At 72.5% G+C, this 23,385-nt stretch carries 23 protein-coding genes; 14 read left to right on the top strand and 9 right to left on the bottom strand.

The features are described from left to right. Positions 1-19: 19 nt before the first annotated feature. Positions 20-694 (bottom strand): SIMPL domain-containing protein, encoded by a 675-nt coding sequence (locus BO39_RS11560; RefSeq protein ID WP_043833184.1) that lies wholly within the window; start codon positions 692-694, stop codon positions 20-22. 46 nt (positions 695-740) lie between these two features. Further along, on the bottom strand, positions 741-2,531 hold the full coding sequence (locus BO39_RS11555; RefSeq protein WP_043833418.1) for a thiamine pyrophosphate-requiring protein: 1,791 nt from the start codon (positions 2,529-2,531) through the stop codon (positions 741-743). 199 nt (positions 2,532-2,730) lie between these two features. Here BO39_RS11555 and BO39_RS11550 point away from each other — a divergent pair, with 199 nt between their 5' ends. The 3 genes from BO39_RS11550 (at position 2,731) to BO39_RS11540 (ending at position 6,156) form a co-directional block, all read left to right on the top strand. Then, positions 2,731-3,633: a DMT family transporter gene (locus BO39_RS11550; protein WP_043833183.1), complete on the top strand. Its 903-nt coding sequence runs from the start codon at positions 2,731-2,733 to the stop codon at positions 3,631-3,633. Positions 3,634-3,703: 70 nt separating this feature from the next. After that, positions 3,704-5,431 (top strand): cation:proton antiporter domain-containing protein, encoded by a 1,728-nt coding sequence (locus BO39_RS11545; RefSeq protein ID WP_052401964.1) that lies wholly within the window; start codon positions 3,704-3,706, stop codon positions 5,429-5,431. Further along, the gene (locus BO39_RS11540; protein ID WP_052401963.1) at positions 5,428-6,156 is read left to right on the top strand and encodes an alpha/beta hydrolase; all 729 of its coding nucleotides are present in this window, start codon (positions 5,428-5,430) and stop codon (positions 6,154-6,156) included. The genes BO39_RS11545 and BO39_RS11540 overlap by 4 nt, the downstream gene beginning before the upstream one ends. 19 nt (positions 6,157-6,175) lie before the next feature. Here the strand turns inward: BO39_RS11540 and BO39_RS11535 are convergent, their stop codons facing one another. Both BO39_RS11535 and BO39_RS11530 read right to left on the bottom strand, forming a co-directional pair. Then, the gene (locus tag BO39_RS11535) at positions 6,176-7,174 is read right to left on the bottom strand and encodes a Bug family tripartite tricarboxylate transporter substrate binding protein (protein WP_052401962.1); all 999 of its coding nucleotides are present in this window, start codon (positions 7,172-7,174) and stop codon (positions 6,176-6,178) included. Further along, a complete protein-coding gene (locus BO39_RS11530; protein ID WP_084698044.1) occupies positions 7,174-8,145 on the bottom strand; it encodes a Bug family tripartite tricarboxylate transporter substrate binding protein in 972 nt (323 codons plus the stop codon). Before BO39_RS11530 ends, BO39_RS11535 begins: the two co-directional genes overlap by 1 nt. A gap of 93 nt (positions 8,146-8,238) precedes the next feature. On the opposite strand from BO39_RS11530, the gene BO39_RS11525 reads away from it, so the two are divergent. Beyond that, complete coding sequence (locus BO39_RS11525) at positions 8,239-9,798, top strand: sulfatase-like hydrolase/transferase (RefSeq protein WP_043833178.1); 1,560 nt, start codon at positions 8,239-8,241, stop codon at positions 9,796-9,798. A 15-nt stretch (positions 9,799-9,813) separates the two neighbouring features. Here BO39_RS11525 and BO39_RS11520 read toward each other — a convergent pair whose 3' ends face one another. Continuing rightward, positions 9,814-10,074, bottom strand: coding sequence for a hypothetical protein (locus BO39_RS11520; protein ID WP_043833176.1), 261 nt, complete (start codon positions 10,072-10,074; stop codon positions 9,814-9,816). A 126-nt stretch (positions 10,075-10,200) separates the two neighbouring features. Between BO39_RS11520 and moaB the strand changes: the two genes are divergently transcribed. Then, positions 10,201-10,740, top strand: coding sequence for a molybdenum cofactor biosynthesis protein B (moaB, locus tag BO39_RS11515; protein ID WP_043833173.1), 540 nt, complete (start codon positions 10,201-10,203; stop codon positions 10,738-10,740). Positions 10,741-10,807: 67 nt separating this feature from the next. Continuing rightward, the gene (locus tag BO39_RS11510; protein WP_043833171.1) at positions 10,808-11,344 is read left to right on the top strand and encodes a cupin domain-containing protein; all 537 of its coding nucleotides are present in this window, start codon (positions 10,808-10,810) and stop codon (positions 11,342-11,344) included. A gap of 33 nt (positions 11,345-11,377) precedes the next feature. Here BO39_RS11510 and BO39_RS11505 read toward each other — a convergent pair whose 3' ends face one another. Together BO39_RS11505 and BO39_RS11500 are read right to left on the bottom strand one after the other, a co-directional pair. Continuing rightward, entirely contained in the window at positions 11,378-12,352 is a 975-nt protein-coding gene (locus BO39_RS11505) for a threonine ammonia-lyase (protein WP_043833168.1), read from the bottom strand. After that, positions 12,349-13,467, bottom strand: coding sequence for an NAD(P)/FAD-dependent oxidoreductase (locus tag BO39_RS11500; protein WP_043833409.1), 1,119 nt, complete (start codon positions 13,465-13,467; stop codon positions 12,349-12,351). Before BO39_RS11500 ends, BO39_RS11505 begins: the two co-directional genes overlap by 4 nt. Positions 13,468-13,674: 207 nt before the next feature. Between BO39_RS11500 and BO39_RS11495 the strand changes: the two genes are divergently transcribed. Genes BO39_RS11495 through BO39_RS11480 form a run of 4 tightly spaced genes read left to right on the top strand, consistent with a single transcriptional unit; the run spans position 13,675 to position 17,073 of the window. Then, positions 13,675-14,745, top strand: coding sequence for a methionine ABC transporter ATP-binding protein (locus BO39_RS11495; RefSeq protein ID WP_043833165.1), 1,071 nt, complete (start codon positions 13,675-13,677; stop codon positions 14,743-14,745). Further along, a complete protein-coding gene (locus tag BO39_RS11490; protein WP_043833162.1) occupies positions 14,742-15,407 on the top strand; it encodes a methionine ABC transporter permease in 666 nt (221 codons plus the stop codon). Before BO39_RS11495 ends, BO39_RS11490 begins: the two co-directional genes overlap by 4 nt. A 17-nt stretch (positions 15,408-15,424) precedes the next feature. Continuing rightward, positions 15,425-16,234: a MetQ/NlpA family ABC transporter substrate-binding protein gene (locus BO39_RS11485; RefSeq protein ID WP_043833160.1), complete on the top strand. Its 810-nt coding sequence runs from the start codon at positions 15,425-15,427 to the stop codon at positions 16,232-16,234. Positions 16,235-16,254: 20 nt separating this feature from the next. Continuing rightward, complete coding sequence (locus BO39_RS11480) at positions 16,255-17,073, top strand: MetQ/NlpA family ABC transporter substrate-binding protein (RefSeq protein WP_043833157.1); 819 nt, start codon at positions 16,255-16,257, stop codon at positions 17,071-17,073. Between the two features lie 60 nt (positions 17,074-17,133). On the opposite strand, the gene BO39_RS11475 is transcribed toward BO39_RS11480, so the two are convergent. Beyond that, positions 17,134-18,588 carry a transglycosylase SLT domain-containing protein gene (locus BO39_RS11475; RefSeq protein ID WP_052401960.1) on the bottom strand — a complete coding sequence of 485 codons (1,455 nt, stop codon included), beginning with the start codon at positions 18,586-18,588 and terminating at the stop codon, positions 17,134-17,136. A 310-nt stretch (positions 18,589-18,898) separates the two neighbouring features. Between BO39_RS11475 and BO39_RS11470 the strand changes: the two genes are divergently transcribed. Genes BO39_RS11470 through BO39_RS11460 form a run of 3 tightly spaced genes read left to right on the top strand, consistent with a single transcriptional unit; the run spans position 18,899 to position 21,151 of the window. Continuing rightward, entirely contained in the window at positions 18,899-19,498 is a 600-nt protein-coding gene (locus BO39_RS11470) for an outer membrane lipoprotein (RefSeq protein WP_245615115.1), read from the top strand. A 58-nt stretch (positions 19,499-19,556) separates the two neighbouring features. Next, a complete protein-coding gene (locus tag BO39_RS11465) occupies positions 19,557-20,402 on the top strand; it encodes an ABC transporter permease (RefSeq protein ID WP_043833155.1) in 846 nt (281 codons plus the stop codon). 5 nt (positions 20,403-20,407) lie between these two features. Then, positions 20,408-21,151 (top strand): ABC transporter ATP-binding protein, encoded by a 744-nt coding sequence (locus BO39_RS11460; RefSeq protein WP_043833153.1) that lies wholly within the window; start codon positions 20,408-20,410, stop codon positions 21,149-21,151. A 9-nt stretch (positions 21,152-21,160) separates the two neighbouring features. Here the strand turns inward: BO39_RS11460 and BO39_RS11455 are convergent, their stop codons facing one another. Next, the gene (locus BO39_RS11455) at positions 21,161-21,787 is read right to left on the bottom strand and encodes an acetyltransferase (protein ID WP_211257434.1); all 627 of its coding nucleotides are present in this window, start codon (positions 21,785-21,787) and stop codon (positions 21,161-21,163) included. A gap of 128 nt (positions 21,788-21,915) precedes the next feature. On the opposite strand from BO39_RS11455, the gene BO39_RS11450 reads away from it, so the two are divergent. Further along, positions 21,916-23,337, top strand: a complete 1,422-nt coding sequence (locus tag BO39_RS11450) for a glycosyltransferase family 4 protein (protein ID WP_043833150.1) — start codon at positions 21,916-21,918, stop codon at positions 23,335-23,337. Positions 23,338-23,385 lie beyond the last annotated feature (48 nt).

Raw genomic sequence — 23,385 nt, 5'->3', positions numbered from 1 at the left:
CCGCGTCAACCCGCCCGCCTTAGCGAGGCACGAGCACCACGACGGCCTGGGCGGAGGCGGTGACGACGATATCCTCCGCCTGAGCCACAGGGACCGGGGCGCCGCGCGCCATGGCGGCCATCATCGGCCGCGGCGAGGGCGCGTCGCCGGCGTCGAGGTCGATCTCGGCAATCCGCTCCACCCGCATCCCGATCCCGGCGGCCAGCGCATCGGCCCGGCGCCGCAGGGCATCGAGCGCCATGGCGGCGGCCTCCTGCCGGGCCGTGCGCCGGGCATCCCGGGTTAGCCCGTGCTCCAGGCCGGCCAGGGCGAGCCCGCGGGACTGGAGCGTGCCCAGAAGATCGAGCAGGGCCGATTGATCCGCCGCCCGCAGGTTCAGGCTCTGGCTGGCCACCCAGCGCGGCGGATCCTCCTGCCGGTAGGTGCCGTAGGCCCCGGTGGAGGCGGTGACGCCCGGGGCGCCCCGCGCCGTCTCCAGCGCCGCGGTCATGGCGCGGTTCACCGCCGCCTGCGCGGCCGCGGGAGTAGCCTCCCTCGCCTCGTAGCGGAGGGTCGCCCTCACCTCGTCCGGCAAGCGCGTGACCTCGGCCGATTCGGAGAGGCGGAGCAGCGTGCCCGGCCCTGGGTAGACCGGCACGGTCTCGGCCGCCGCCGTGCCGGAGAGGAGCGCGAGGAGGAGCAGGATGCGTCGCATGGGGCCGAGCTTCGCAGCGCCGCATGGCGAAGATGCGGCGGCCGCCTCAGTCCTTCCGGCCCGGCAGCACCGCGCTCATCACCTGCCGCGCCGTATCGAGGATCACCTGCCCTCGCTCAGGGTCGTGCAGCAGTGCGGAGACGAGGTGGGAGGCCTGCTGCACCTGGGTATGCGGCGGCAAGGGCGCGACATTCGGGTCGGTGCGGAACTCGAGCACCACGGGCCGGTCGGAGGCCAGCGCCTGGTCCAGCGCCTCCCCGACCTTGGCGGGGTCGTCCACGAAGATGCCCCGCAGCCCCGCCAACTCGGCAAAGCGATAATAGGGGAAATCGGGCAGGCGCTGGGTGTCGAGGAACTTCGGCATTCCCTCCATTACCCGCTGCTCCCAGGTCACCTCATTCAGATCCTGGTTGTTCAGCACGATGCAGATCCAGGTGGGGTTCGACCAGGAGCGCCAGTGCTGCGCGACCGTGATCAGCTCCGCCATGTTGTTCATCTGCATGGCGCCGTCGCCGAGCATCGCGATCACCGGCCGGTCCGCATGCGCCATCTTCGCCGCGAAGGCGTAGGGCACCGCCGCCCCCATGCTGGCGAAGCTGCCCGAGAGCGAGCCCCGCATGCCCCGCCGCATCCGCAGGTTCCGCGCGTACCAGTTCACGCAGGAGCCGGAATCGCTCGTCAGGATCACCCCGTCCGGCAGGCGTGGGGAGAGCTCCTGAAAGGGCAGCTGCGGGTTGATCGGATCGGCCTCGGCCCGCGCGCGCTTCTCGAGAAGCTCTTGCCATTCCTGGTTGTCCGCCGCGATCCGCTCACGCCAGGCGCCATCTTCCTTGGCCTCCAGCAGCGGCAGCAGGGCGCGCAGCGTCTCGGCCGCATCGCCCGTGAGCGGCACCTCCATCGGGTAGCGCAGGCTGAGCATGGCCGGCTGCAGGTCGATCTGCACGCCCCTCGCCTGGCCCTCCTTCGGCAGGAACTCCGACCAGGGAAAGCTGGAGCCGACCATCAGCAGCGTGTCGCACTCCTGCATCAGGTTCCAGCTCGGCCGCGTGCCGAGCAGCCCGATGGTGCCGGTCACCCAGGGCAGGTCGTCCGGCAGCACGTCCTTGCCGAGCAGCGCCTTGGCCGCCCCGGCGCCGAGCCGGTCCGCCACCGCCTCCAGCTCCGCCACCGCCCCCAGCGCGCCGGCGCCGACGAGGATCGCGACGCGCTTGCCCTCGTTCAGCACGGCCGCCGCGCGTCGCAGGTCCTCGTCGCGCGGAATAACGCGGGGCGGCGTCCAGCCCACGCCGGAATGGATCGTGCCGTGGGCGTGCGGCGGATCCTCGTAGCTCTCCTCGGAGAGGTCGTTCGGGATGATGAGGGCCGTGACCCGCCGCTCGCCCATGGCCGTGCGCATGGCGCGGTCCACCAGGTGGCGCATCTGGGCCGGCACCGTTGCCTGCTGCACGAAGGCGCCGGCCACTTCCTTGAAGGCGGTCATCAGGTCCACCTCCTGCTGGTAGTGACCGCCGATCGCGGGGCGGACTGTGTGGCCGGCGATCGCCAGCATCGGCACGTGGTCGCCCGCCGCGTCGTACATGCCCGTGAGGAGATGCGTGGCGCCGGGCCCGCTGGTCGCGAGGCAGACCCCCACCTCGCCGGTGAACTTCGAGTGGGCGCTCGCCATGAAGGCGGCCATCTCCTCGTGGCGCACCTGCACGAAGCCGATCTTGTCGGTGCCGAAGCGCTGCAGGCCGCCGAGCAAGCCGTTCACCCCATCGCCTGGATAGCCAAAGACGCGGCGCACGCCCCAGGCGTGCAGGCGCTCCCAGAAGAAGTCGCTGACTTTTCTGGCCATGCAGTCCTCGCGATCGATCAAGCTCGGGGGCGCCCGTAAGGGGCGTCGCGTTCCGCCCATCGGCATGAAGGCTCGGGGGGAACGCCCCCCTTCTGGGCCAGTTGCGCGAATTGACGGGCCCGCGGCCGAGGACGACCCTATCCAGCTTGCGCCGCCTTGGCCGCGATAGCCCCTCCTTGCCCGGACGCGCTGACACCCCATGCCCCTCTGGCTCGCCGCCACGCTTTCCGCCGCGCTCTTCCAATGCTGGCGCACCGCCCTCCAGCAGAAACTTCGCGGCACCCTCTCCCTCAATGCCGCCGCCGCCGTGCGCTACCTCTACGGCGTGCCGCCCGGCCTCGTCCTCCTCACCGGCTGGTGGTGGATCACGGACGGCACCATTCCCCATTTCGGCCCGCGTGCCCTCCTGCTCTGCGCCGCCGGCGGCGTGCTGCAGATCTTCGGTACCGTGTTTCTCATCGCCTCCTTCGCCCCGCGCGGCTTTGCCGTCGGCACCGCCTATTCCAAGACCGAGGCCCTGCAGGGCGCGGTCTTCGCGATCGTCCTTCTCGGCGAGCACCTCTCACCCCTCAGCTGGGCCGGCATCGCCCTGGGGGTTTGTGCGGTGCTCTGGCTCTCCATGGCAGGCCAGGTCTCGAGCCTCGGTCAGGCGCTGCGGGCCACGGCCCAGCCCGCGGCCCTCTGCGGGCTCGCGGCCGGCAGCTGCTTCGGGCTGACGGGCATCACGATCCGCGCGGCCAACCAGGACCTCGCCGCGGCGGACACCGTGCTGGGCGCGCTCTGCACCGTGGTCGTCACCAATGTCATGCAGGCGTTCCTGCAGGGCGCCTGGCTGCTGGCGCGGGAACCGGGCGCGATGACCGGGGTGTTGCGCAACTGGCGCAACGCGGCTCCGGTCGGGCTGCTCTCCGCGCTCGGCTCGGCCTGTTGGTTCTCCGGCTTCGCCCTCGCCCCCGTGGCCCTGGTGCGCTCGGTCGGGCAGGTGGAGATCGTCTTCACCCTCGCCTTCGGCCGCTGGTACCTCAAGGAACCGCTGCGGGCCCGCGACGCCGTGGGCGCGCTGCTCATCGTCCTCAGCGTGGTGCTTGTCATTCTCGGCTGAGGATCTCTTGGGGACAGCGCCCTCGTTCCGCCTCTGGCCCTGACCGCCGCGGCCTGCGAGAAGGGAATGAATGGAGCACGCGCCCAATTTCCTCGCGAGCCTTGTCATCGGGCTTGCCGCCGCCTTCGCCTTCGGCCTGGCCGCGCGGGCGCTCCGCCTTCCGCCGCTCGTCGGCTACCTCGTGGCAGGTGTCGCGATCGGTCCCCATACCCCCGGCATGACCATCGACGGGGAGTTCACCCGGACCATGGCGGAGGCGGGCGTGGGCCTCCTCCTCTTCGGCGTCGGGCTGCACTTCCAGCCGCGCGACCTGCTGGCCGTCTGGCGCGTCGCCGTGCCCGGCGCCATGGCGCAGGTCGCGATCGGCACGCTGCTCGGCGCCGCGCTGGGCATGACGCTGCCTGGGCTCGGCTTCGGCCCTGCCCTCGTCTTCGGCCTCGCCCTTGCCATCGCCTCCACCGCCGTGGCCACGCGCGCCCTGGAGGAGCGCGGGCACCTCTCCGGCGAGGCCGCGCGGATCGCCCTCGGCTGGCTCGTCCTGCAAGACCTCCTGGTGGTGCTCGGCCTCGTGCTGGTGCCGGCGGCCTCCGGCGGGCAAGAAAGCGGCCTTCTGGCCGCGGTGCTGCTCGCCCTCGTGAAGCTCGCGGCCTTCGCGGGGATCATGCTGGTGGTCGGCCGGCGCGTGCTGCCCTGGGCGCTGCGCCAGGTGGCCCGCTCCGGCTCGCGGGAGCTGTTCACCCTGGCCGTGGTGGTGGTGGCGCTCGGCGTTGCCTTCGAGGCCGCCTCCCTCTTCGGCGTCTCCTTCGCGCTGGGCGCCTTCTTCGCGGGTGCGATCCTCGGCGAGAGCGACCTCGGCCACCAGGCCGCGGCCGAGACCCTGCCGCTCCAGCGGATCTTCGCCGCGATCTTCTTCGTCTCGGTCGGCATGCTGCTCGACCCTTTCCGGGTGCTGGACGCGCCCGTCACCTCGGTCCTGGCCCTCCTGGTCGTGCTGGTGGGCACCGGGGGCGCGACCTTCGCCCTGCTGGTCGCGCTGCGCGTCGCGCCCGCCACCGCCGCCGTGGTCGCGGCCGCCCTTGCGCAGGTCGGCGAGTTCTCCTTCGTGCTGATGGAGCTGGCGATCGGCCAGGGCATCCTGCCGGAAGCGCTGCGCGGCCCGATCCTGATGGGCAGCTTTGGCGCCATCCTCCTCATGCCCCTGACCTTCCGCGCCCTCACCGCGCTCGCCGCCCGCCTTCCCGGAAGGGCGCCGCCGGCGGAGGACGGCCGGTCCCGCCTGCTCGCCCAGCTGCCGCGGATGGAGGGCCACGCCATCCTCGTCGGCTACGGGCGGGTCGGCGTGCTGGTCGCCGCGGCGCTCCGCCGCCACAACCTTCCCCTCATCGTGGTGGAGGACGACCGCCACCGCTCCGAGGTACTCGGGCGGCAGGCCGTCCCGGTCCTCTGGGGCAACGCCACCCAGGCCGAGATGCTGGAGGCCGCCCATATATCCCGCGCCCGGCTGCTGATCGTGACCCTGCCGCTGGCCTGGGAGGCGCGCCGCGTGGTCGAGCTGGCCCGGGCCGCCAACCCGGGCATCGAGGTGGCCGTCCGCGCGCATCACGATTCCGAGGTTGAGTGGCTCAACGCGCAGGACTCCACCGGCCTCGCGGTAATGGGCGAGCGCGAGGTGGCACTGGGGATTGCGGACTTCGCCATGCAGCGGATGGGGGTGGCCACGAGCACCGCGCAGGCCACCGTGGACGTTCTCCGCAAGCGTCGCGTTGCGGACGCCGCTGTGGCAGGGCTGGGGGTATGACCCTGCGCTTCGACCCGCCAGCCGGCACGCCGCACCTGACGCGCCTCATTCTTCTCCACGGCGCCGCCTGCGGTCCCTGGATCTGGGCCGACGGGTTCGCCCAGCGCCTCGCCCGGGCCGGGCACCCCTGCATCGCCGTGACGCTCCACGCCGCCACCCTGTCGGAGCGTGTGGCAGCCGTGCGGGAAGCGCTTGAGGAGGGGCCGGCGGTGCTGGTCGGCCACTCGCTCGGCGCCCTCATCGCCCAGCGACTGCTGGACGACAGCCGGGTGCGCGGGGCCGCCCTCCTGGCGCCGGTGCCGCCCGAGGGCCTCTGGTGGTCCAACGCCCATCTCGCCGCCTCCGATCCGATCCTCTGGGCGGAGGTCGCGCGGCTGACCGGTTCGGGCGAGCCCTCCCCCGCCCTGGCGCGCGGCCTCTTCGGTCCGGCCATGGACCCGGCCGCCGCCATGGCCCACGCGGTGCGCCTGCGGGACGAATCCCCGGCCGCCCTCATGGAGGCGCAGATGCCCCAGCCCGTCGTGCCCGGCTGGATCCATGGGCGCCCCGTGCTCGTCCTCGGCGCGGAACACGACCGGCTGATCCCGCGGGATGCCATGGACCGCTGCGCGGGCTGGCACGGCGTGGCCGCCCGCGTCCTGCCGGGAACCGGGCACCTGCTGATGCTGGACGAGGGCTGGGAGGCCGCGGCGGACCGGGTCTCCTCCTGGGTGCCGGCGGGCTGAGGGAGCGGCCCTCCCGCGGCTAGCCCGCCTGCATGCCGGTCGCCCGGACCACCTCACCCCAGCGCGGCCGGGCCCGGGCGATCCAGGCCCCCGCCTCCGCCGGTCCGCCCGTCCGGGCCGAGAGATTCCAGTTCGCAAAGCGGGCGCGCACCGGCCCCTCCTCCAGCATCCCGATCGCCTGCGAGGCGATCCCCGCCGCAAGGCCCGGCGGCAGGCCGCGCGGCGCCATCAGCAGGTTGGCGAACTCCATCTCGAGGCCGGGAAAGCCCACCTCGCCGAGCGTCGGCACGCCCGGGAGGGTATCCAGCCGCCCGGCGCTGGAGACAGCCAGCGCGCGCACCTGTCCGCTTCGAACGAATTCGGGCGCCCCCGAGATCGCCAGGAACCCGACCGGCACGTTGCCGGCCACGAGGTCGGTCAGCGCGGGCCCGGAGCCGCGATAGGGCACGTGGACGAGCGCCGCCGCCGGCAACCCCGCGGCCAGGCGGAAGGCCTCCATCACGAGCTGCCCCGGCGTGCCCACCCCGCCCGAGGCATAGGGAAGCCCGCCCTGCCGCGCCTTCGCCAGGAACTCCGCCATGCTGGCGATGCCCGAGGAGGGATGAGCCAGGAGGACCTGGGCGAAGGTCCCGAGCACCGCCACCGGCTCCAGCGCCTCGGGGTCGTAGCCGAGGTCGGCGTAAAGGTAGGGGTTCACCGTCAGGGTGGTATCGATCGTCAGCAGCAAGGTCCGTCCATCCGGCCGCGCGCGCGCCACCTGCGCCCCCGCCAGGTTGCCGCCGGCGCCGGCGCGGTTGTCCACCAGCACGACGCCCCCGGCGCCCGGGGTCGCGCCGGGCCGCAGCATCCGCTCGGCCAGCAGCCTCGCGATGCCGTCGGAGGCGGCGCCGGGCGGGAAAGGCACGACGATCCGGTAGGGGTCCGGCGCCTGCGCCTCGACCCTGCGCGCCGTGCCGAGAAGAAGACCCGAGGCGAGGCCGAGCACCCGCCGCCGGCCAGGGTGAGGGATCCCCGCCATCAGCCGACCTTCATCCCGGTCTCCCGCGCGATCCTGCCCCATCGCTCCCCCGCAGCGGCGATCCAGGCGGCGGCCTCCTCCGGCCCGCCCGCCTCGGCATCCACCCCCCAGGCCGCCAGCCGCGCCCGCGTTCCCGGTTGGGCCATGACGACCGCGACCAGCCCGGCCCAGTCCCGCCGCAGCTCCGCCGGCAGCCCGCGCGGCGCGACCAGCACGAAGGCGAAGCGCACGTCGAAGCCCGGATGGCCCAGTTCGGCCACCGTCGGGGCCTCGGGCAGCATCTCCATCCGGTGGGTGCCCGAGACGGCCAGCCCCCGCAGCCGCCCGTCCCGCACGAAGTCGGCGCCGCCGCCCACGGCGAGGAACCCGACCGAGACCTGCCCGGCGATGAGGCTCGTCAGCGCCTCCGCATTGCCGCGGAAGGGCACGTGCTCGAAGGCGGAGGCCGGCAGGCCGAGGGCCGCCCGCAGCGCCTCCATCGCCAGGTGCCCGGGCGAGCCGCTGCCCGCCGAGGCGTAGAGAAGCGGCCGGGCCCGCGCCGCCGCCGCAAGCCCCGCGAGATCGGTGATTCCGGAGGCGGGGTTCACCAGCAGCGCCAGCGGGAAGGTGCCCGCGATGGCCACGGGCTCCAGATCCCGCGCGGGGTCGAAGCCCGGATTGGCGTAGAGATGCGGGTTGAGGCTGAGGGTGGTGTCGATCACCAGCAGCAGGGTCCGCCCGTCCGCCGGGGCGCGCGCGACCCCGGCCGCGGCGATGTTGCCGTTGGCTCCCGGCCGGTTGTCCACCACGACCGTGCCGCGCAGCCGCGCCGCCTCGCCGCGCGAGGCCCCTTCGGCCAGCAGCCGCGCCATCCCGTCGAGGGCGGCGCCCGGCGGAAAGGCGGCGACGATCCGCGTCGCCTCGCCCTGCGCCCTTGCGGGGGCCGCGGCGGCCAAGGCCAGCATTCCCGCCGCCCGCCGCGTGATCACCATTCTTGCCACGGCTTGCCCCCCGGTACCGGGCCTACCGCCGGTCCTCTCTTGCGCCTAGCCTGGGGCCGGGAAACAGCCGGAAGCAAGGGCGCGATGACCGCCAGGAACGTTCTCTTCGTGATGTCGGACCAGTTCCGTTGGGACCACATGTCCTGCGCCGGCCACCCGCACCTGCCCACGCCGAACCTCGACGCGCTCGCAGCCCGCGGGGTGCGCTTTGCCCAGGCCTATGTGCAGTCCGGCATCTGCGGGCCCTCGCGCATGTCCTACTACACCGGCCGCTATGTCTCCTCGCACGGTGCCACTCATAACCGCGTGCCGCTCTCGGTCGGCGAGGTGACGCTCGGCTGGCACCTGCGGGAGGCCGGGCGCAGCCTCGCGCTGGCCGGCAAGACGCATGTGCTGCCCGATGCCCGCGGGCAGGCGCGCCTGGAGGTGGATGGCGCGAGCGAGCTGAAGGTGCTGCTCGACGAGGGCTGGTTCACCCTCGTGGACCGCCATGACGGCCATCATGGCGAGCCCGATTCAGCCTATGCCGACTGGCTGCGCGCCAAGGGCTATGACAGCCCCGACCCTTGGACGGACTACGTCATCGCCGTCGATGGCCCGGACGGCCCGCTCTCCGGCTGGAAGATGCGCAACGCCCGCTATCCCTCCCGCGTCAGGGAGGAGCACAGCGAGACCGCCTACACCACCGACATCGGCATCCGCTTCATGGAGGAACAGGGGGACAAGCCATGGGTGCTCCACCTCTCCTACGTCAAGCCGCACTGGCCCTATATCGCGCCCGCACCCTATCACGCGATGTTCCGGCCGGAGGACTGCCTGCCCGTCGTGCGCGGCGAGGCGGAGCGCGGCCCCGGCGCGCACCCCGTCCTCCGCGAGTTCCAGAACGAGGAGGTCGCCCGGAACTTCGCCCGCGACGAGACGATCGCGACGGTACGCCCGGCCTATCAGGGCCTGATCGCCCAGCTCGACCACCATCTCGGCCGCGTCTGGGAGGCGATGGAGCGGCTCGGCCGCTGGAAGGACACGCTCGTCGTCTTCTGCGCCGACCACGGCGACTATCTCGGCGACCACTGGCTCGGCGAGAAGGAGCTGTTCCACGACCCCGTCCAGCGCGTGCCCTTCATCCTCTACGATCCCTCGGCGGAGGCGGACGCGACGCGCGGCACGGTCGAGAACCGCTTCGCCGAGGCGATCGACGTGGTGCCGACGATCCTGGACGCGCTCGGCCTCGAGCCCGCCGAGCACGTGGTGGAGGGCCGTTCCCTCCTGCCGCTCACGCGCGGACGGGAGGTGGCCTGGCGCGACGCCGCCTTCTCGGAGCTGGACTGGACCTTCCGCGGCGCCCGCCGCCGCCTCGGCCTGCCGACCGGCCATCACCACGCCTGGATGGTCCGCACCGAGCGCTGGAAATACGTCCACTGGACCGGCGGCCTGAGGCCGATGCTTTTCGACCTCGCCGCCGACCCGCAGGAACTGCACGATCTCGGCGATGACCCCGCCATGGCCGAGACCTGCCGGGAGATGCGGGAGCGGCTGCTGGCCTGGTTCCAGGGGCTGAAGCGCCGCACCACCATCACCTGGGCGGAGGCGGAGCTGCGCACCGACAGCCACAAGCGGGCCGGCGTCTTCCTGGGCGAGTGGTGAGCTCCCCGGCCGCGCTCAGTGGGCCGGGGCCCGCTTGCCCCGCCCCGCCTCGGCCCGGACCGAAACCTGGGCCAGCACGGCACCGGCAACGAGCAGGACGAGGCCCAGCGCCAGCATGACGCCCATGGTCTGGAGGCCCGCGAACATCGGCCGGGTATAGCCACCGAAGGGATTCCACCCGATCACCCCCGTGATGAGGATATAGGCGGCGAAGGCCAGGGATACCGCGCCCGCAGCGAAGGCCACGAGACCGGCGATGTTCAGGAAGCGGGGCACGCGACGTTCCTCCGGGGACCACCGGCGGGACCATCGCATGACGGGAATCGCCCGCGAAGGGGGATGGCCGCCCAGCCCGCATCCCATATCAATTGCCAAACTTCAGCCCACCCGGGAGCCTCCGCCATGCCGATCGACGAGAGCCGCACCTTCCTGCCCGTGAACATTGCGGTGCTGACCGTCAGCGACACGCGCGACCTCGCCTCCGACCGCTCCGGCGACACGCTGGCCGCCCGGATCGAGACCGCAGGCCACCGGCTGGCCGACCGCGCCATCGCGCGCGACGAGGCGGACACCATCGAGGCCCATCTCCGCCGCTGGATCGCCGACCCGCAGGTGGACTGCGTGATCACCACCGGCGGCACCGGCATCACCGGCCGCGACGTGACGCCTGAGGCCTTCGCCCGCGTGCTGGAAAAGGAGATCACGGGCTTTGGCGAGCTGTTCCGCATGCTCAGCTACGCGAAGATCGGCACCTCTACGATCCAGTCCCGCGCCATCGGCGGCGTCTCGGGCGGCACCTACCTGTTCGCCCTGCCCGGCAGCACCGGGGCAGTGAAGGATGCCTGGGACGATATCCTCGTCCACCAGCTCGACGCCCGCTTCCGCCCCTGCAACCTGGTGGAGCTCATGCCCCGCCTGCTGGAGCACCTGCGGGCGGCCTGAAGACCGGTCCTGGCAACTTCCCGCTTCCTGCCCACGTTCGGAGCCCTGAAACGAGCGGAGGCACGACATGGCAGACAGCGGCTTGCGGATGGCCCAGCCCGGCGAGGCGGTTCCCTTCGAGATCCCTGGCGCGACCGGCGAGTTCAAGATCCAGATCCTGAACGAGGACCGCTCGAAGGGCGTCGTCACCTCCATCGTCCACCTGCCGGCGGGCGGGGTGATCCCCGCGCACTACCACGACGCCGGATCCGAGATGCACTTCGTGTTGGAAGGCGACCTGATCGAGGCCGGCCAGCCGCTCGCGGTCGGCGCCTTCCTCACCCATGCCAAGGGCGTGGTGCACGGCCCGCATGAGAGCAAGGGCGGGGCGAAGGTCCTGACCGTCCAGACCTGGCAGAGCGAGGGCGGCAGCTTCGACTTCCGCCCCGCGGAAGGTGGCAGCGCCCAGCAGGGTGGCTCTCAGGGAAGCTCCGCCGGAGGCACTTCCGGCGGGTCGTCATCATCCCAGGGGCCTGGTCCCGGCGGTGCGTCCCAGCCTGCCAACGTCGATGCCGAGACCCAGGAAGAGGCGGCCCAGGATCACGTGAACAAGGGCTACTCCTGACGCTGACCGGCCGCCCCTCCGGGGCGGCCGACGTCAGGCCAGGGCGCGCGCGAAGACAGCGGGATCGACGTTCCCGCCGCTGATGACCACGCCAAGGGTCCGCCCCCTCGCCGGCACGCGCCCGGCAAGGACGGCGGCCAGCGCCACCGCGCCGCCCGGCTCCACCACCAGCTTCAGGTGGTCGAAGGCGAAGCGCATGGCGGCCAGCACCTCCTCCACCGTGACGGCCACGCCGCCCGCAAGGCGGGGACGGTTCAGCGCGAAGGTGATCTCGCCCGGCCGGATCGAGAGCAGCGCGTCGCAGAAGGTGGAGCCCTTGCCGTCCGCGGCCAGCCGCTCCCCCGCCGCGAGCGACCGTGCCGTGTCGTCCCAGCCCTCCGGCTCGGCCGCGATCACTTCCGTGCCGGGGCTCGCCCCCTCCACCGCCAGGGCGCAGCCGGCCACCAGCCCGCCGCCACCGGTGCAAACGACCATCGCATCCATCCGCAGCCCGGCCGTGGCGGCGTCCTCCACCAGTTCCAACCCGGCGGTCCCCTGACCCGCGATCACGTCCGGATGGTCGAAGGGCGGGATAAGGGCGGCGCCGCGCTCCTCGGCCAGTCGCTTCGCCAGGGCCTCTCGGTCGGTGTTCAGCCGGTCGAAGAAGGTGATCTCCGCCCCCCAGCGCCGGGTGCTCTCGACCTTGATGGCGGGGGCGTCCTGGGGCATCGCGATCAGCGCCCGCACCCCTTCCGAGGCGGCCGCGCTGGCCAGGGCCTGCCCGTGGTTGCCCGAGGAATGCGTCACCACCCCGCCCGCGCGCTGGTCCTCGGCCAGGCGCAGCACCGCGTTCGTCGCGCCCCGGAACTTGAAGGAGCCCGTGCGCTGCAGCGGCTCCGGCTTCACCAGCACCGTCCCGCCCGTCAGCGCGTCCAGCACGGGGTGTCGCAGCATCGGCGTGCGGACAACGCGCCCCGCCAGCCGGGCGGCGGCGGCGCGGACATCATCGTGGCTGGGCAGCGGGCTCATGCGAACTCCTTGGCAAAGCGGCGCGGATCGACGAGCGGCACGATGTCCCTGAGCCCCTCGGGATCCTCCTCGTTCACCAGCGCTGCAAGCAACTGGCCCGCGGCCGGAGCGGTCTGGATGCCGTATCCCCCCTGCCCGCAGTTCCAGAAAAATCCCGGCGTGCCGGAGGGGCCGATGGCCAGCCCACGGTCCGGCGTGAAGGTCCGGAGGCCCGCCCAGCGGTGCTCCACCCGGCGCACGGGGATATCGAGTGCCTGTTCGAACCGGTCCGCGGCGACGGCCACGTCCAGCTCGTCCGGCTGGGCGTCGCAGGGATCGCTGTCCGTCTCGTCGGCCGGCGAGACCATGAGCTTCGCCCGGGCTTCGGGCCGGGCGTACCAGGTATGGGCGACATCCCCGAGCAACGGCCAGGCCGAGACGTCGTGCGGCGCGGGATCGACGATCAGCGCCGTCCGTCGCTTCGGCTGCAGCCCCAGCGGCGCGACGCCCGCGATGCGCGCGACCTCGTCCCCCCAGGCCCCCGCCGCGTTCACCAGCACGGGCGCGGCGAAGACGGTGCCGTCGCCTGTCTCGGCGTGCCAGCGTCCCGCCTCCTGCCAGATGCGCCCGGCGCGCTGCCGCAGGGCGAGCACCCCGCCGGCGGCCCGCACCGTCCGCAGGAAGCCCGCGTGCAGCGCGGCCACGTCCATGTCGAAGGCATTGCGCTGGATCGCGGCGGCGGCGGCGTAGCCGGGCCGCAGGGCCGGGGCCATGGCCCGCACCGCCTCGGGCGTGATCGGCTCAATCTCCTCGCCGCCCGCCATCATCGCCTCCAGCGCCGGGACCTGCTCGGGCGGCGCCAGGTGCACGACGGGGCGCGGTGTCATCAGCGGCACGTCGGCGAAGCCCGGGGGCGGGTTGCGGAAGAAACTCCCTGAAGCCGCCGTCAGCACCTGCGCGTCCGGCGTGCCGTAGTTGAGGATCCAGATCGCAGCCGAGCGGCCGGTGGTGTGGTAGCCCGCGCTCTCCTCCGCCTCGAGGAGGGCGGTGCGGCGGGTCGTCGCCAGATGCGCCGCGGCCGTCGCGCCGCCGATGCCGGCGCCGATTACCAGCGCGTCGAAAGCTTGGATATCCATGCGCCCATCGTGCGGCGCGGCACGCATGGCGGCAACCCGGCCGCCGGCATTGACCTCGTTTCACGAACGACTTAGGTGCGATCGCGAAAACCACGCCTCAACGGGGAAAAATCCGGTCGCGAGAGCCGTTCCGCCCCGCCAGTTCCCGCCGCGGGCCGATCCGTGGCAGACCCCGCGCGCCTGACCCCTCCTTCCGGGTTTCCTCCCATGTCTGACCCCTCCCCGCCGGCCATCCTGCTCCGCGACCTCGCCCGCGAGTTCCGCGGCCGCGGCACGCCGCTCCGCGCGCTGGACGGCGTCTCGCTGGAGGTCGCGCCGGGCGAGATCTTCGGGATCGTCGGCCGCTCGGGCGCGGGGAAATCCACCCTTCTCCGCTGCGTAAACCTGCTGGAGCGGCCGGACAGCGGCACGGTCTCCGTCCTCGGCCAGGAGATGACGCGGCTGGACGACGCCGCCCTGCGCAACGCCCGCCGCGGCATCGGCATGGTCTTCCAGCACTTCAACCTGCTCTCCGCGCGGACCGTCGCGGGCAACATCGCCTTCCCGCTCGAGATCGCCGGCATCCCGCGCGCCGAGCGGGAGGCCCGCGTGGCCGAGCTGCTGCCGCTGGTTGGGCTGGAGGCGCGGCGCGATGCCTTTCCGGCCCAGCTCTCCGGCGGGCAGAAGCAGCGCGTCGGCATCGCCCGCGCCCTCGCCTCCCGCCCCCGCGTCCTTCTCTGCGACGAGGCCACCAGCGCCCTCGATCCCGAGACGACAGGGGAGATTCTCGCGCTTCTCCGCTCCATCCGGGACCGGCTGGACCTGACGGTCCTGCTGATCACGCACGAGATGGCCGTGGTGAAGGCCGTCTGCGACCGCGTGGCGGTGATGGAAGCCGGCCGCGTGATCGAGCAGGGCCGCGTCTTCGATGTCTTCACCCGGCCCCGACACCCCACCACGCGGCGCTTCGTGGCGGAGGTGATCGGCCATGTCGTGCCGCCCGGCACCCTCGCCCAGCTTCCGCCGCCGAACCCGGGGGAGGAGCGCCGGCTTCTCCAGGTGCTCTTCGCCGGCCCCTCCTCCACGCGCGCCGTGGTCAGCGAGGCCTCCCGCCGCTTCGGGCTGGACCTGAACATCGTCTCCGGCCGGATCGACGCGATCGGGGCCGAGCCCTACGGCCTCATGGCCCTTGCCGCCTACGGCCCGCCCCCCGTCGTCGCGGAGGCCACGACCTGGATGCGCGGCCTCGGCCTCGACGTTTCCGACATCGCCCCCGAGGGGCCCGAGCACGCGGCATGATCCCCTGGCTTCCCCCCGCCCTGACCGACCTCCTGATCGAGGCGACCTGGCAGACGCTGCTGATGACCTTCGGCGGTGCCGTCGTCGCCATCGTCATCGGCCTGCCGCTCGCCCTGCTGCTGCACACGACCGGGCCGGAAGGCCTCTCGCCCAATGGCTGGCTGAACCGCCCGCTCGGCCTGCTGGTGAACGCGGTGCGCTCGACACCCTTCATCATCCTGATGGTCGCGATCGTGCCCTTCACGCGCCTCGTCGCCGGCACCTCGATCGGCACCACGGCGGCCCTCGTGCCGCTCTCCCTCGCGGCCACCGCCTTCATCATCCGGCTGTTTGAGAATGCGCTGCGCGAGGTGGACCGCGGCGTGATCGAGGCCGCGCGGGCCATGGGCGCCACCCGCACCCAGATCATGGCCCGCGTGCTGGTGCCGGAAGCCCTGCCGGGCCTGATCGCCGCCATTACCGTCACCCTCGTCGGGCTTGTCGGCTACTCGGCCATGGCGGGTGCCATCGGCGGCGGGGGGCTCGGCGATCTCGGCATCCGCTTCGGCTACCAGCGCTTCATGCCCGAGGTCATGGCGACGGTGGTGGCCATCCTCATCCTCTTCGTCCAGGGGCTGCAATCCCTGGGCGACTGGCTCGTCCGGCGTTTCAGCCGGCGCTGACACACGGAAGACGAACGATGAACACCACCCGTCGCAGCCTGGGCACCCTGGCGGCGCTCGCCGCCCTCTCTCCGATCGCCGCCATGGCGCAGGATGTGGGCACGGCCCAGCGCCCGCTCCGCATCGGCGTCACCGCCGGGCCCCACGCGCAGGCCATGGAGAAGGTGCGCGAGATCGCGGCCCGTGACGGGCTGGCGATCCGCATCGTGGAGTTCACCGACTACATCCAGCCCAACGCGGCCCTCGCCGCCGGGGACCTGGACGCCAATTCCTACCAGCACCAGCCCTTCCTGGACGCCGCGGTGCGTGACCGCCGCCTGCCGCTGGTTTCCGTGGCGAAGACCATGATCTTCCCGATGGGCCTCTACTCCCGCCGCTACAAGAAGGCGGAGGAGGTGCCGAATGGTGCCCGCATCGCCGTCCCGAACGACCCGAGCAATGGCGGCCGCGCCCTGGTGCTGCTCGCCAAGGCGGGTCTCTTCACCCTCAAGGCCGGCGCCAATTCCAGCGCCACGGTGGCCGACATCACCGCCAATCCCCGCCGCATCCGCGTGGTCGAGCTGGAAGCCGCCCAGCTTCCGCGCGCGCTGGAGGAGGTGGACCTGGCGGCCATCAACACGAACTACGCCATCAATGCCGGCCTGAACCCCGTGCGCGATTCCATCGCGATCGAGGACAAGGACAGCCCCTACGCCAACGTTATCGCCGTGCAGGGGAAGGATCGGGACGCCCCCTGGGTGCGCCGCCTGCTCGCCGCCTATCGGAACGACGAGGTGAAGAAGTTCGTCGAGACGACCTTCCAGGGTTCCGTCGTCCCCGCTTTCTGATCGCAGGAGATCAAGCCGCTATGCTTCGCCGTTCCCTTCTGGTCGCCGCGCCAGGGCTCGTCCTCGCGCGGGGTGCGCTCGCCCAGGGCGCGAATTTCGGTACCGCCTCCCGTCCGCTGCGCGTCGGCGTCACCTCCGGCGTTCATGCCCAGGTGCTTGAGCGCGTGCGCGACGTCCTGGCACGCGACAACTTCGTGGTCCGAATCACCGAGTTCTCAGACTTCATTCAGCCGAATGTCGCCCTGCAGGGCGGCGAGATCGACGCCAACACCTACCAGCACCAGCCGTTCCTCGACGCCCAGAAGGCCCAGCGCGGCTACGACTTCGTGCCCGTCGGCAAGACCGTGCTGACGGCCATGGCCGTGTTCAGCCGCAAGGTGAAGGCGCTGTCCGACCTGCCGAACGGCGCCCGCGTCGCCATTCCGAATGACCCGACCAATGGTGGCCGCGCCCTCGTGCTCCTCGCCGAGGCCGGGCTGTTCAAGCTGCGCGCCGGGGCCGACTTCCGGGCGACGGTCGCCGACATCACCGAGAACCCGAAGCGCATCCGGATCGTGGAGCTGGAGGCCGCCACCATCGCCCGCGCCATCGACGACGTGGACGCGGCGGCCATCACCGGCAACTACGCGGTCCCCGCCGGGCTGATGCCGGGGCGCGACAGCCTGGTGGCCGAATCGGCCGAGGGTGCCCGGACGAATCCCTACACCTGCCTCGTCGTGGTGCGGCGCGCGGATGCCTCGGCCCCCTGGGCGACGAAGCTGGCGGCCGGCTACGCCGATCCTTCGGTCAAGGAGTTCGTGGAGCGGGAGTTCGGCGGCGCCGTCGTCTCGGGCGCCTGAAACGGAAAGGGCCGGGGAGAAATCCCCGGCCCTTCTCGAATCGCAGCGATCTCGCCCGGCTCAGGCGTCCGGTGAGATGACCATGCAGCTGCCGCGGGCGCGCAGCCGGTCGCAGGCGCTCTGCGCCGCGTCGCGCGAGAGGCCGGAGACACGGGCGCGATAGAGCGTGTTGCGGCCCTGGGCCACCGGCATGACCGTCGGGCGGCCGTTGCCGGCGCCGTTCCGCGCCTGGCCGGCGGCGTCGCGCGCGAGGTTCTCGCTGGCGAAGGCGCCGACCTGGATCGCCCAGCTGCCATTTGCGGCGGGCGCCGGCGCGGCCTGGGCCGCGGGCCCACCGGCGCGCATCACGCCCGGCGGCAGGCCTCCGCGCGCCATCGGCGGGGGCAGCGTTCCCGCATGGGCGGGGGCCACGAGGAAGCCGAAGGGCCGCGCGGCCGGGCGCTCCGGCGCCGGGTAGCTCGGCCGCGCCTCGGCCGAGGCGACGGCGTAGGAGCGCGGGGCCGGCGCGGTCTCCGGCGGGTCCGGGATCGGGTCCATCCGGGCGACCACCACCGGCGCGGGCTCGCGCGCATAGGTGGAGCCGTCGGGGATTGGGTCCATCCGCGAGACGACGACCGGCGCGGGCTCCCGCGAGTAGGTGGAGCCGTCGGGGATCGGATCCATCCGGATCACGTTCGGGCCGAGCGAGGCGAGCTGCGTCGGAGCCGGCGCCGCGGCCGGCGGCGCGCTGTAGCCATAGGTCGAGCCGTCGGGGATCGGCTCCATGCGGATGACCTGGCCGGGCGGCAGCTGGGCGAGCTGGACGCCAGGGTCCGTGTTACGCCGCTGCTCGCGCAGGGCCAGCATCGTGGCGGGATCGCCCGTGCGGCGCGGCGGCGGGTTGAGGGAGATGTCGGCCGCGGCATAGACCTCGTCCGGCGCGCGGCGGTTCGGGTGCACGCCCGCGATCCGCGGCCCGATTCGGGCCACGTAGTTCCGCGTCTCCTCCGGCATCCGCCCGCCGGCCCAGAGATAGTTCTCAAGGCGGCGGGGACCACCGTTATAGGCCGCCAGGAAGCCGGGCGAGCCGTAGAGCTGGTACATCTCGCGGATATAGGCGGTGCCGGCCATGAGGTTGGCCCAGGGGTGGTACGGGTCGTCGCCGAGGCCGTACTTGGCGTTCAGCTCGGCATAGGTGCCGGGCATGAGCTGCAGGAGGCCCATCGCGCCGACACGGGAGGTCGCGGTCAGTCGGCCACCGCTCTCCTGGCGCATGACCTCCCGGATCCAGCGCTCCGGCACGTCGAAGCGGGCAGAGGCCTCCTTGATATAGGGGCCCCAGGGGTCGGAGGCGGGACCGGGCGGGTCGTAGCTCGCCAGGCGATTCGTGGATGTGCTGCGCAGGTTGGTCGTGGGACCCGCGACATCCGGCTGGCTGCCGCAGGCGGCCAGCGCCGCCACGACGGACATCGCCGCCAGCGTCCGCGCCCCGCGCACCAGTCTGCGCGAGCGCGCAGCTCGAGCGATCAGGTTCATCCCCTCAACCCCCTGTTCCCTGCCGGCCGGCGAACCGGTCAGTGCGGAAGTCTCCGGCGGCGCGTCCCCACGCACCGCCATCGGCCCCCGTCGGCCGCGATTGATCGTCGCAAGCCAGGGCTAACGGATGCTTGCGGCGGCCGCAAGGAGACTTTGCGGCCTCCAAGCGACTGAATCGCGGTCAAAACCCTGGCAGCACGCCCGCCGCCGGTCCGCGCGACGATGCCGGGGCCTGTTGCCAAGAGGCCGCTTGGGAGCAATCTGGCAGGCGTCCCCAACCGGGAAGGCTCCGTCTTCCAAAGGATTCCCAATGGCCCCTCGTCCCTCTGACATGCCCGTTGCACGAATTTTCGGACTGCGGGCGGGCCTCGCCGCCGCGCTCCTGGCGGGCGGGCTCTCGGCCTGCGCGCCCCAGGACACGGGCGGGGTCTACAACGCGGCCGCGATCGGCCGCACCGCGATGGTCTCCTACGGCACGATCGTCGGCACCCGCCCGGTGACGGTGCGGGGCAACGGCTCCGGCATCGGCACGGCCGCGGGCGCCGTGGCGGGCGGCGTGGCCGGCTCCTTCATCGGCGGCGATCCCCGCTCGAACGTCCTCGGCGGCCTCGGCGGCGCCCTCATCGGCGGACTCGCGGGCAACGCGATCGGCAGCGGCGTCAGCACGGGCCAGGCGGTCGAGTTCACCGTGCGCGAGGACACGGGCGGCGACTTCCAGGTCGTCCAGACGAACGAGGAGGGGCTGCAGGCCGGCGACCGCGTCGTCATCTCCCGCGGGGACCGCACGCGGATCAGCCGCGCGGCCGGTGGCCCGCCTCCTGGCGCGGTCTACCAGCCCGCCCCCTACGGGCAGCCCGGCTACGGCTCCCCCGCCGGATACGCCCCGCCCTACACCGGCGGCCGGAAGTAGCGGCAACAGGGGCGCGCCGCTGGCCCATCGGGCACGGGCCGGTGTATAGGCGCGCCCCATGCTTGCAGGTCCTCTTACCCGTCCGGAAACCTTCCTCTTCGACGCGGCCTCGCCGCGCCGGGGTGAGATGGCACTCGCGGACCTGCGGGAGGGCTTCGCCTCCTGGCGCCTCGCCTGGGCGCTGGCCCGCCTCGACCTGCGGAACCGCTACCGCGGCTCCGTGATCGGGCCCTTCTGGATGACCCTCTCCACCCTGCTCATGCTGGTGGGGCTCGGGCTCCTCTATTCCCGCCTGCTCGGGCTCAGCCTCGGCGAGTACCTGCCGCACCTGACCGTCAGCCTTGTCGTCTGGAACGTCATCGCGGGCATGGTGAACGATGCCTGCACGACCATGACGACCGCGGAGGGCGTGATCCGCCAGCTTCGCGTACCCTTCACGGTGCATGCCCTGCGGAGCGTCTTCCGCAACGGGCTGACCGCGGCGCATAGCCTGCCGCTGATCCCGATCGTCTTCCTCGCCTTCGGGCACCTGCCGGGGCCGGAGGGCTTCCTGGCGCTGCCCGGCCTCCTGCTGCTGCTGGCGAATGCCTTCTTCGCCTCCATGCTGCTCGGCATGATCTGCGCGCGCTTCCGCGACATCGGGCCGATCGTCGCCAATGTCATGCAGCTCGCCTTCTTCCTCACGCCCATCCTCTGGAAGCCGGAGCTGCTGAAGGACATGGCCGTGTGGCTGCCGCTGAATCCCTTCTACGCGGTGCTGGAGACGTTGCGGGCCCCGCTGGTGGAGGGCCACGGCGGCGGGCTGGCGGTCTGGGCGGCGGCCCTTCTCTACTCCGTGGTGCTCGGGGGCCTTGCCCTCGCCTTCTTCGTCCGCTTCCGCGGCCGCTTGGCCTTCTGGGTCTGATCGCCATGGTCCGGATCGAAGCCAGCGGCCTGCGGGTCGAGTTCCCGCTCTATCACCTCGGCGCGCGCAGCCTGAAGAAGCGGCTGCTGGCGCGGGCCGCCGCCCGTGTGCGCACGGACGAATCGAACCGCGTCGTCGTCAGCGCCCTGCGCGACCTCGACTTCCAGATCGCCTCGGGGGAGCGGGTGGCGCTGATCGGCCGCAACGGGGCGGGCAAGACGACCCTCCTCCGCGCGCTCGCCGGCATCTACGAGCCCGTTGGGGGCCGCCTGGCGATCGACGGCTCAGTTGGGTCCCTGATCGACCCCGCCGCCGGCATGGACCATGACAGCACCGGCCGCGAGAACGTGCGCTTGCGCGCGCTCTACCGGAACCTCGACGCCGCGGCGCAGGCGGAACTGGAGGCGGAGGTGGCCGAGTTCGCGGGCCTCGGCGAGTTCATGGACGTGCCGATCAAGGGCTACTCGGCCGGCATGTCCATCCGGCTCGCCTTCGCCATCGCCACCGCCATGCAGCCCCAGATCCTGCTGATGGACGAGTGGTTCATGGCGGGCGATGCCGGGTTCATGGAGAAGGCCGAGGCAAGGCTCGCGAATCTTGTTTCCGGTGCGGACATCCTCGTGATCGCCACCCACGACATGAACGTCGTCCGCCGCTGGTGCACCCGCGCCATCCATCTCGATGCCGGACGCATCGTGGCGGATGGACCCGTGGAACCCGTGATCGACGCGATGCTCGCGCAGCACTGAGGGGCAGCGTCAGCCCCTCCCCGGCCCGAGCAGGACCGCCGGAACGCCGCCCACCCTGGCGCCGGGCGGCACGTCCCGCACGACGGCCGAGCCGGCGCCCACCACCGCGTCGGCGCCGATCACGATGCCGGGCCGCACCGCCGAGCCCACCCCCACCAGCGCTCTATCTCCCACCAACACGCCTCCTGCGAGCGCGCTGCCGGGCGCCGCATGCGCAGCCTGGCCGAGCCGGTTGTCGTGCTCCACGATCGCCGCGGTGTTGACGATCGCCAGGCGCCCGATCTCGGCATCGGGGCCGATGCAGGCGCGGGCCATCACCACCGTCCCTTCCGCCACCCGCGCGCTCGGCGAGAGTTGCGCGGCGGGATGGATTACCGGCGGCAGGCGGAAGCCGAGGGCGGCGAGGCGGTCGCCCATTTCCTGCCGCAGCGGGTTGCTGCCCAGCGCTACCACCGCCTCCGAAGCCCCTTGCGCCCGCAGCCGTTCCAGCAGCTCGTTGCCGCCCAGTACGGGGACGCCGAGGACGAGCGGCGCCGGCGGACGCGGATCGAGGATGCCGAGCGGCGGCGGGAAGCCCGCGGCCCGCAACGCCTCGATGACCACCTTCGCGTGGCCGCCGCCGCCGATGATCAGCAAACGCGGGAGTTCTGGCAGGGCGGCTCTCCTGGCGGGATCGCGGCCGGCGGGGCGACCCTGAGGATGGCCTCTCCTTGCCGGCCGCGCCGCACTGCCCTACCCGTGTTTCGGATGGAAGCCCCGCCGCGATGATCCTTTGGCTCGATGTGGAGGACCTCTTCCACTACGCACTCCGGAACCCGCGCCCGAGCGGCATCCAGCGGCTCTCCTTCGAGCTCTATGCGGGGCTGCGGGACCACCTCGGCGAGGGGGTGCGGTTCTGCCGGCACGACCCGGTGGGGGATGCTCTCCGGACCGTTCCCTGGGAAGTGGTAAGGCAGCTCTTCGCGGGCATGCTGGAGGCCTCGTCGGATACGGGGAGGAAGGAGCCGGCTTCGCCGCGGCCACGCGGGGCGGCGCAACCGGCGAGCTTCACGCGCCAGCTCGCCGGGCGCCTGCCACTCGCGGTGCGCGATCCGCTGATGCAGGCCGTGGCTGCCCAACGGGCTGCCCTGGCCGCGCAGAGAGCAGCGCTGCGGCACGGCGCCCGATCGCTGCGCGCGGCGCCGTCGCTCTTCAGTGGCGCCACTTCCGGCCGCGGCGAGGGCGGCGTGTCGCAGGGACAGGACATCCGCGAGATCGCCCGGCCGGGCGACGTGCTCGGCGTGCTCGGCTCCCCCTGGTTCCACAATGATTACGGCGGCTTCCTCTCCCGGACGACGGCGGGCTGCTCCATGCGCACGGCCCTGCTCGTCTACGACCTCATACCACTGCTTCGGCCGGAGTGGTGTGACGCGGGGCTGGTGCGGGTCTTCAGCCGCTGGTTCTCCGGTTTCGCTCCGAAGGTTGACCATCTCTTCGCCATTTCCGAGGCCACCGCCCGCGATGTCGAGCGATGGTCCGAGCGCGAGAGGGTGCGGCTGAACCTGCCGGTGCGCACCCTGCCCATTGGAAGCGGCTTCAGCGGCCCGCCCGTCGCTGCCGCGACCGTCCTGCCGATGGGCCTGCAACCGGGCGGCTATGCCCTGGTGGTCTCCACGATCGAGGCGCGGAAGAACCACCTCCTCGCCTTCCGCGCCTGGCGTCGCATGGTGGAGGAGATGCCGCCCGAGGCCGTGCCACAGCTCGTCTTCGCCGGGCGGATCGGCTGGCTGGTCGAGGACCTGATGCAGCAGATCGAGAATTGCGGCCATCTCGACGGCAAGATCGTCGTGGTGCCCGACCCGACGGACGCGGAGCTGGTGGCGCTCTACCAGGGCTGCCGCTTCACCCTTTTCCCCTCGCTCTACGAGGGATGGGGCCTGCCGGTCACCGAGAGCCTCTCCTTCGGGAAGCTCTGCATCGCGTCCGACCGCACCTCCCTGCCGGAGGCGGGCGGGCCCTTCTGCCTCTATGTCGATCCCGAGAACATCACCGGTGCCACGGAGACGATCCGCCGCGCCTGCACCGACGACGCGCTGATCGCGGAGCGCGAGGCCGCCATCCGCGACGACTTCCGCCCCGTTCCCTGGCGCCGCTCGGCCGAGGTGCTGGCGGGGTATCTCGGCCTGGAGCCGGAGGCGGCCCCCTGACGACTCCCCCGCCGGCAGGAGCGCCGATCGAGCTGAAGCCGCGTCGTG

Source organism: Roseomonas aerilata DSM 19363, assembly GCF_000711725.1.
GTDB lineage: Bacteria > Pseudomonadota > Alphaproteobacteria > Acetobacterales > Acetobacteraceae > Roseomonas > Roseomonas aerilata.
Note: the sequence above shows the minus strand (reverse complement) of the source record. Positions and strands in the feature narration are given on the sequence as shown.

Excerpts from the sequence above, each read along its gene's own strand:
- BO39_RS11470 (WP_245615115.1), top strand. The coding sequence starts at position 18,899 with ATGGCCCCTCGTCCCTCTGACATGCCCGTTGCACGAATTTTCGGACTG.
- BO39_RS11505 (WP_043833168.1), bottom strand. The coding sequence starts at position 12,352 with ATGAGCCCGCTGCCCAGCCACGATGATGTCCGCGCCGCCGCCGCCCGG.
- BO39_RS11510 (WP_043833171.1), top strand. The coding sequence starts at position 10,808 with ATGGCAGACAGCGGCTTGCGGATGGCCCAGCCCGGCGAGGCGGTTCCC.
- BO39_RS11485 (WP_043833160.1), top strand. The coding sequence starts at position 15,425 with ATGAACACCACCCGTCGCAGCCTGGGCACCCTGGCGGCGCTCGCCGCC.
- BO39_RS11555 (WP_043833418.1), bottom strand. The coding sequence starts at position 2,531 with ATGGCCAGAAAAGTCAGCGACTTCTTCTGGGAGCGCCTGCACGCCTGG.
- BO39_RS11465 (WP_043833155.1), top strand. The coding sequence starts at position 19,557 with ATGCTTGCAGGTCCTCTTACCCGTCCGGAAACCTTCCTCTTCGACGCG.
- BO39_RS11475 (WP_052401960.1), bottom strand. The coding sequence starts at position 18,588 with ATGAACCTGATCGCTCGAGCTGCGCGCTCGCGCAGACTGGTGCGCGGG.
- BO39_RS11540 (WP_052401963.1), top strand. The coding sequence starts at position 5,428 with ATGACCCTGCGCTTCGACCCGCCAGCCGGCACGCCGCACCTGACGCGC.
- BO39_RS11495 (WP_043833165.1), top strand. The coding sequence starts at position 13,675 with ATGTCTGACCCCTCCCCGCCGGCCATCCTGCTCCGCGACCTCGCCCGC.
- BO39_RS11525 (WP_043833178.1), top strand. The coding sequence starts at position 8,239 with ATGACCGCCAGGAACGTTCTCTTCGTGATGTCGGACCAGTTCCGTTGG.
- BO39_RS11460 (WP_043833153.1), top strand. The coding sequence starts at position 20,408 with ATGGTCCGGATCGAAGCCAGCGGCCTGCGGGTCGAGTTCCCGCTCTAT.
- BO39_RS11500 (WP_043833409.1), bottom strand. The coding sequence starts at position 13,467 with ATGGATATCCAAGCTTTCGACGCGCTGGTAATCGGCGCCGGCATCGGC.
- BO39_RS11550 (WP_043833183.1), top strand. The coding sequence starts at position 2,731 with ATGCCCCTCTGGCTCGCCGCCACGCTTTCCGCCGCGCTCTTCCAATGC.
- BO39_RS11530 (WP_084698044.1), bottom strand. The coding sequence starts at position 8,145 with ATGGTGATCACGCGGCGGGCGGCGGGAATGCTGGCCTTGGCCGCCGCG.
- BO39_RS11480 (WP_043833157.1), top strand. The coding sequence starts at position 16,255 with ATGCTTCGCCGTTCCCTTCTGGTCGCCGCGCCAGGGCTCGTCCTCGCG.
- BO39_RS11535 (WP_052401962.1), bottom strand. The coding sequence starts at position 7,174 with ATGGCGGGGATCCCTCACCCTGGCCGGCGGCGGGTGCTCGGCCTCGCC.
- BO39_RS11560 (WP_043833184.1), bottom strand. The coding sequence starts at position 694 with ATGCGACGCATCCTGCTCCTCCTCGCGCTCCTCTCCGGCACGGCGGCG.
- BO39_RS11450 (WP_043833150.1), top strand. The coding sequence starts at position 21,916 with ATGATCCTTTGGCTCGATGTGGAGGACCTCTTCCACTACGCACTCCGG.
- BO39_RS11545 (WP_052401964.1), top strand. The coding sequence starts at position 3,704 with ATGGAGCACGCGCCCAATTTCCTCGCGAGCCTTGTCATCGGGCTTGCC.
- BO39_RS11490 (WP_043833162.1), top strand. The coding sequence starts at position 14,742 with ATGATCCCCTGGCTTCCCCCCGCCCTGACCGACCTCCTGATCGAGGCG.
- moaB (WP_043833173.1), top strand. The coding sequence starts at position 10,201 with ATGCCGATCGACGAGAGCCGCACCTTCCTGCCCGTGAACATTGCGGTG.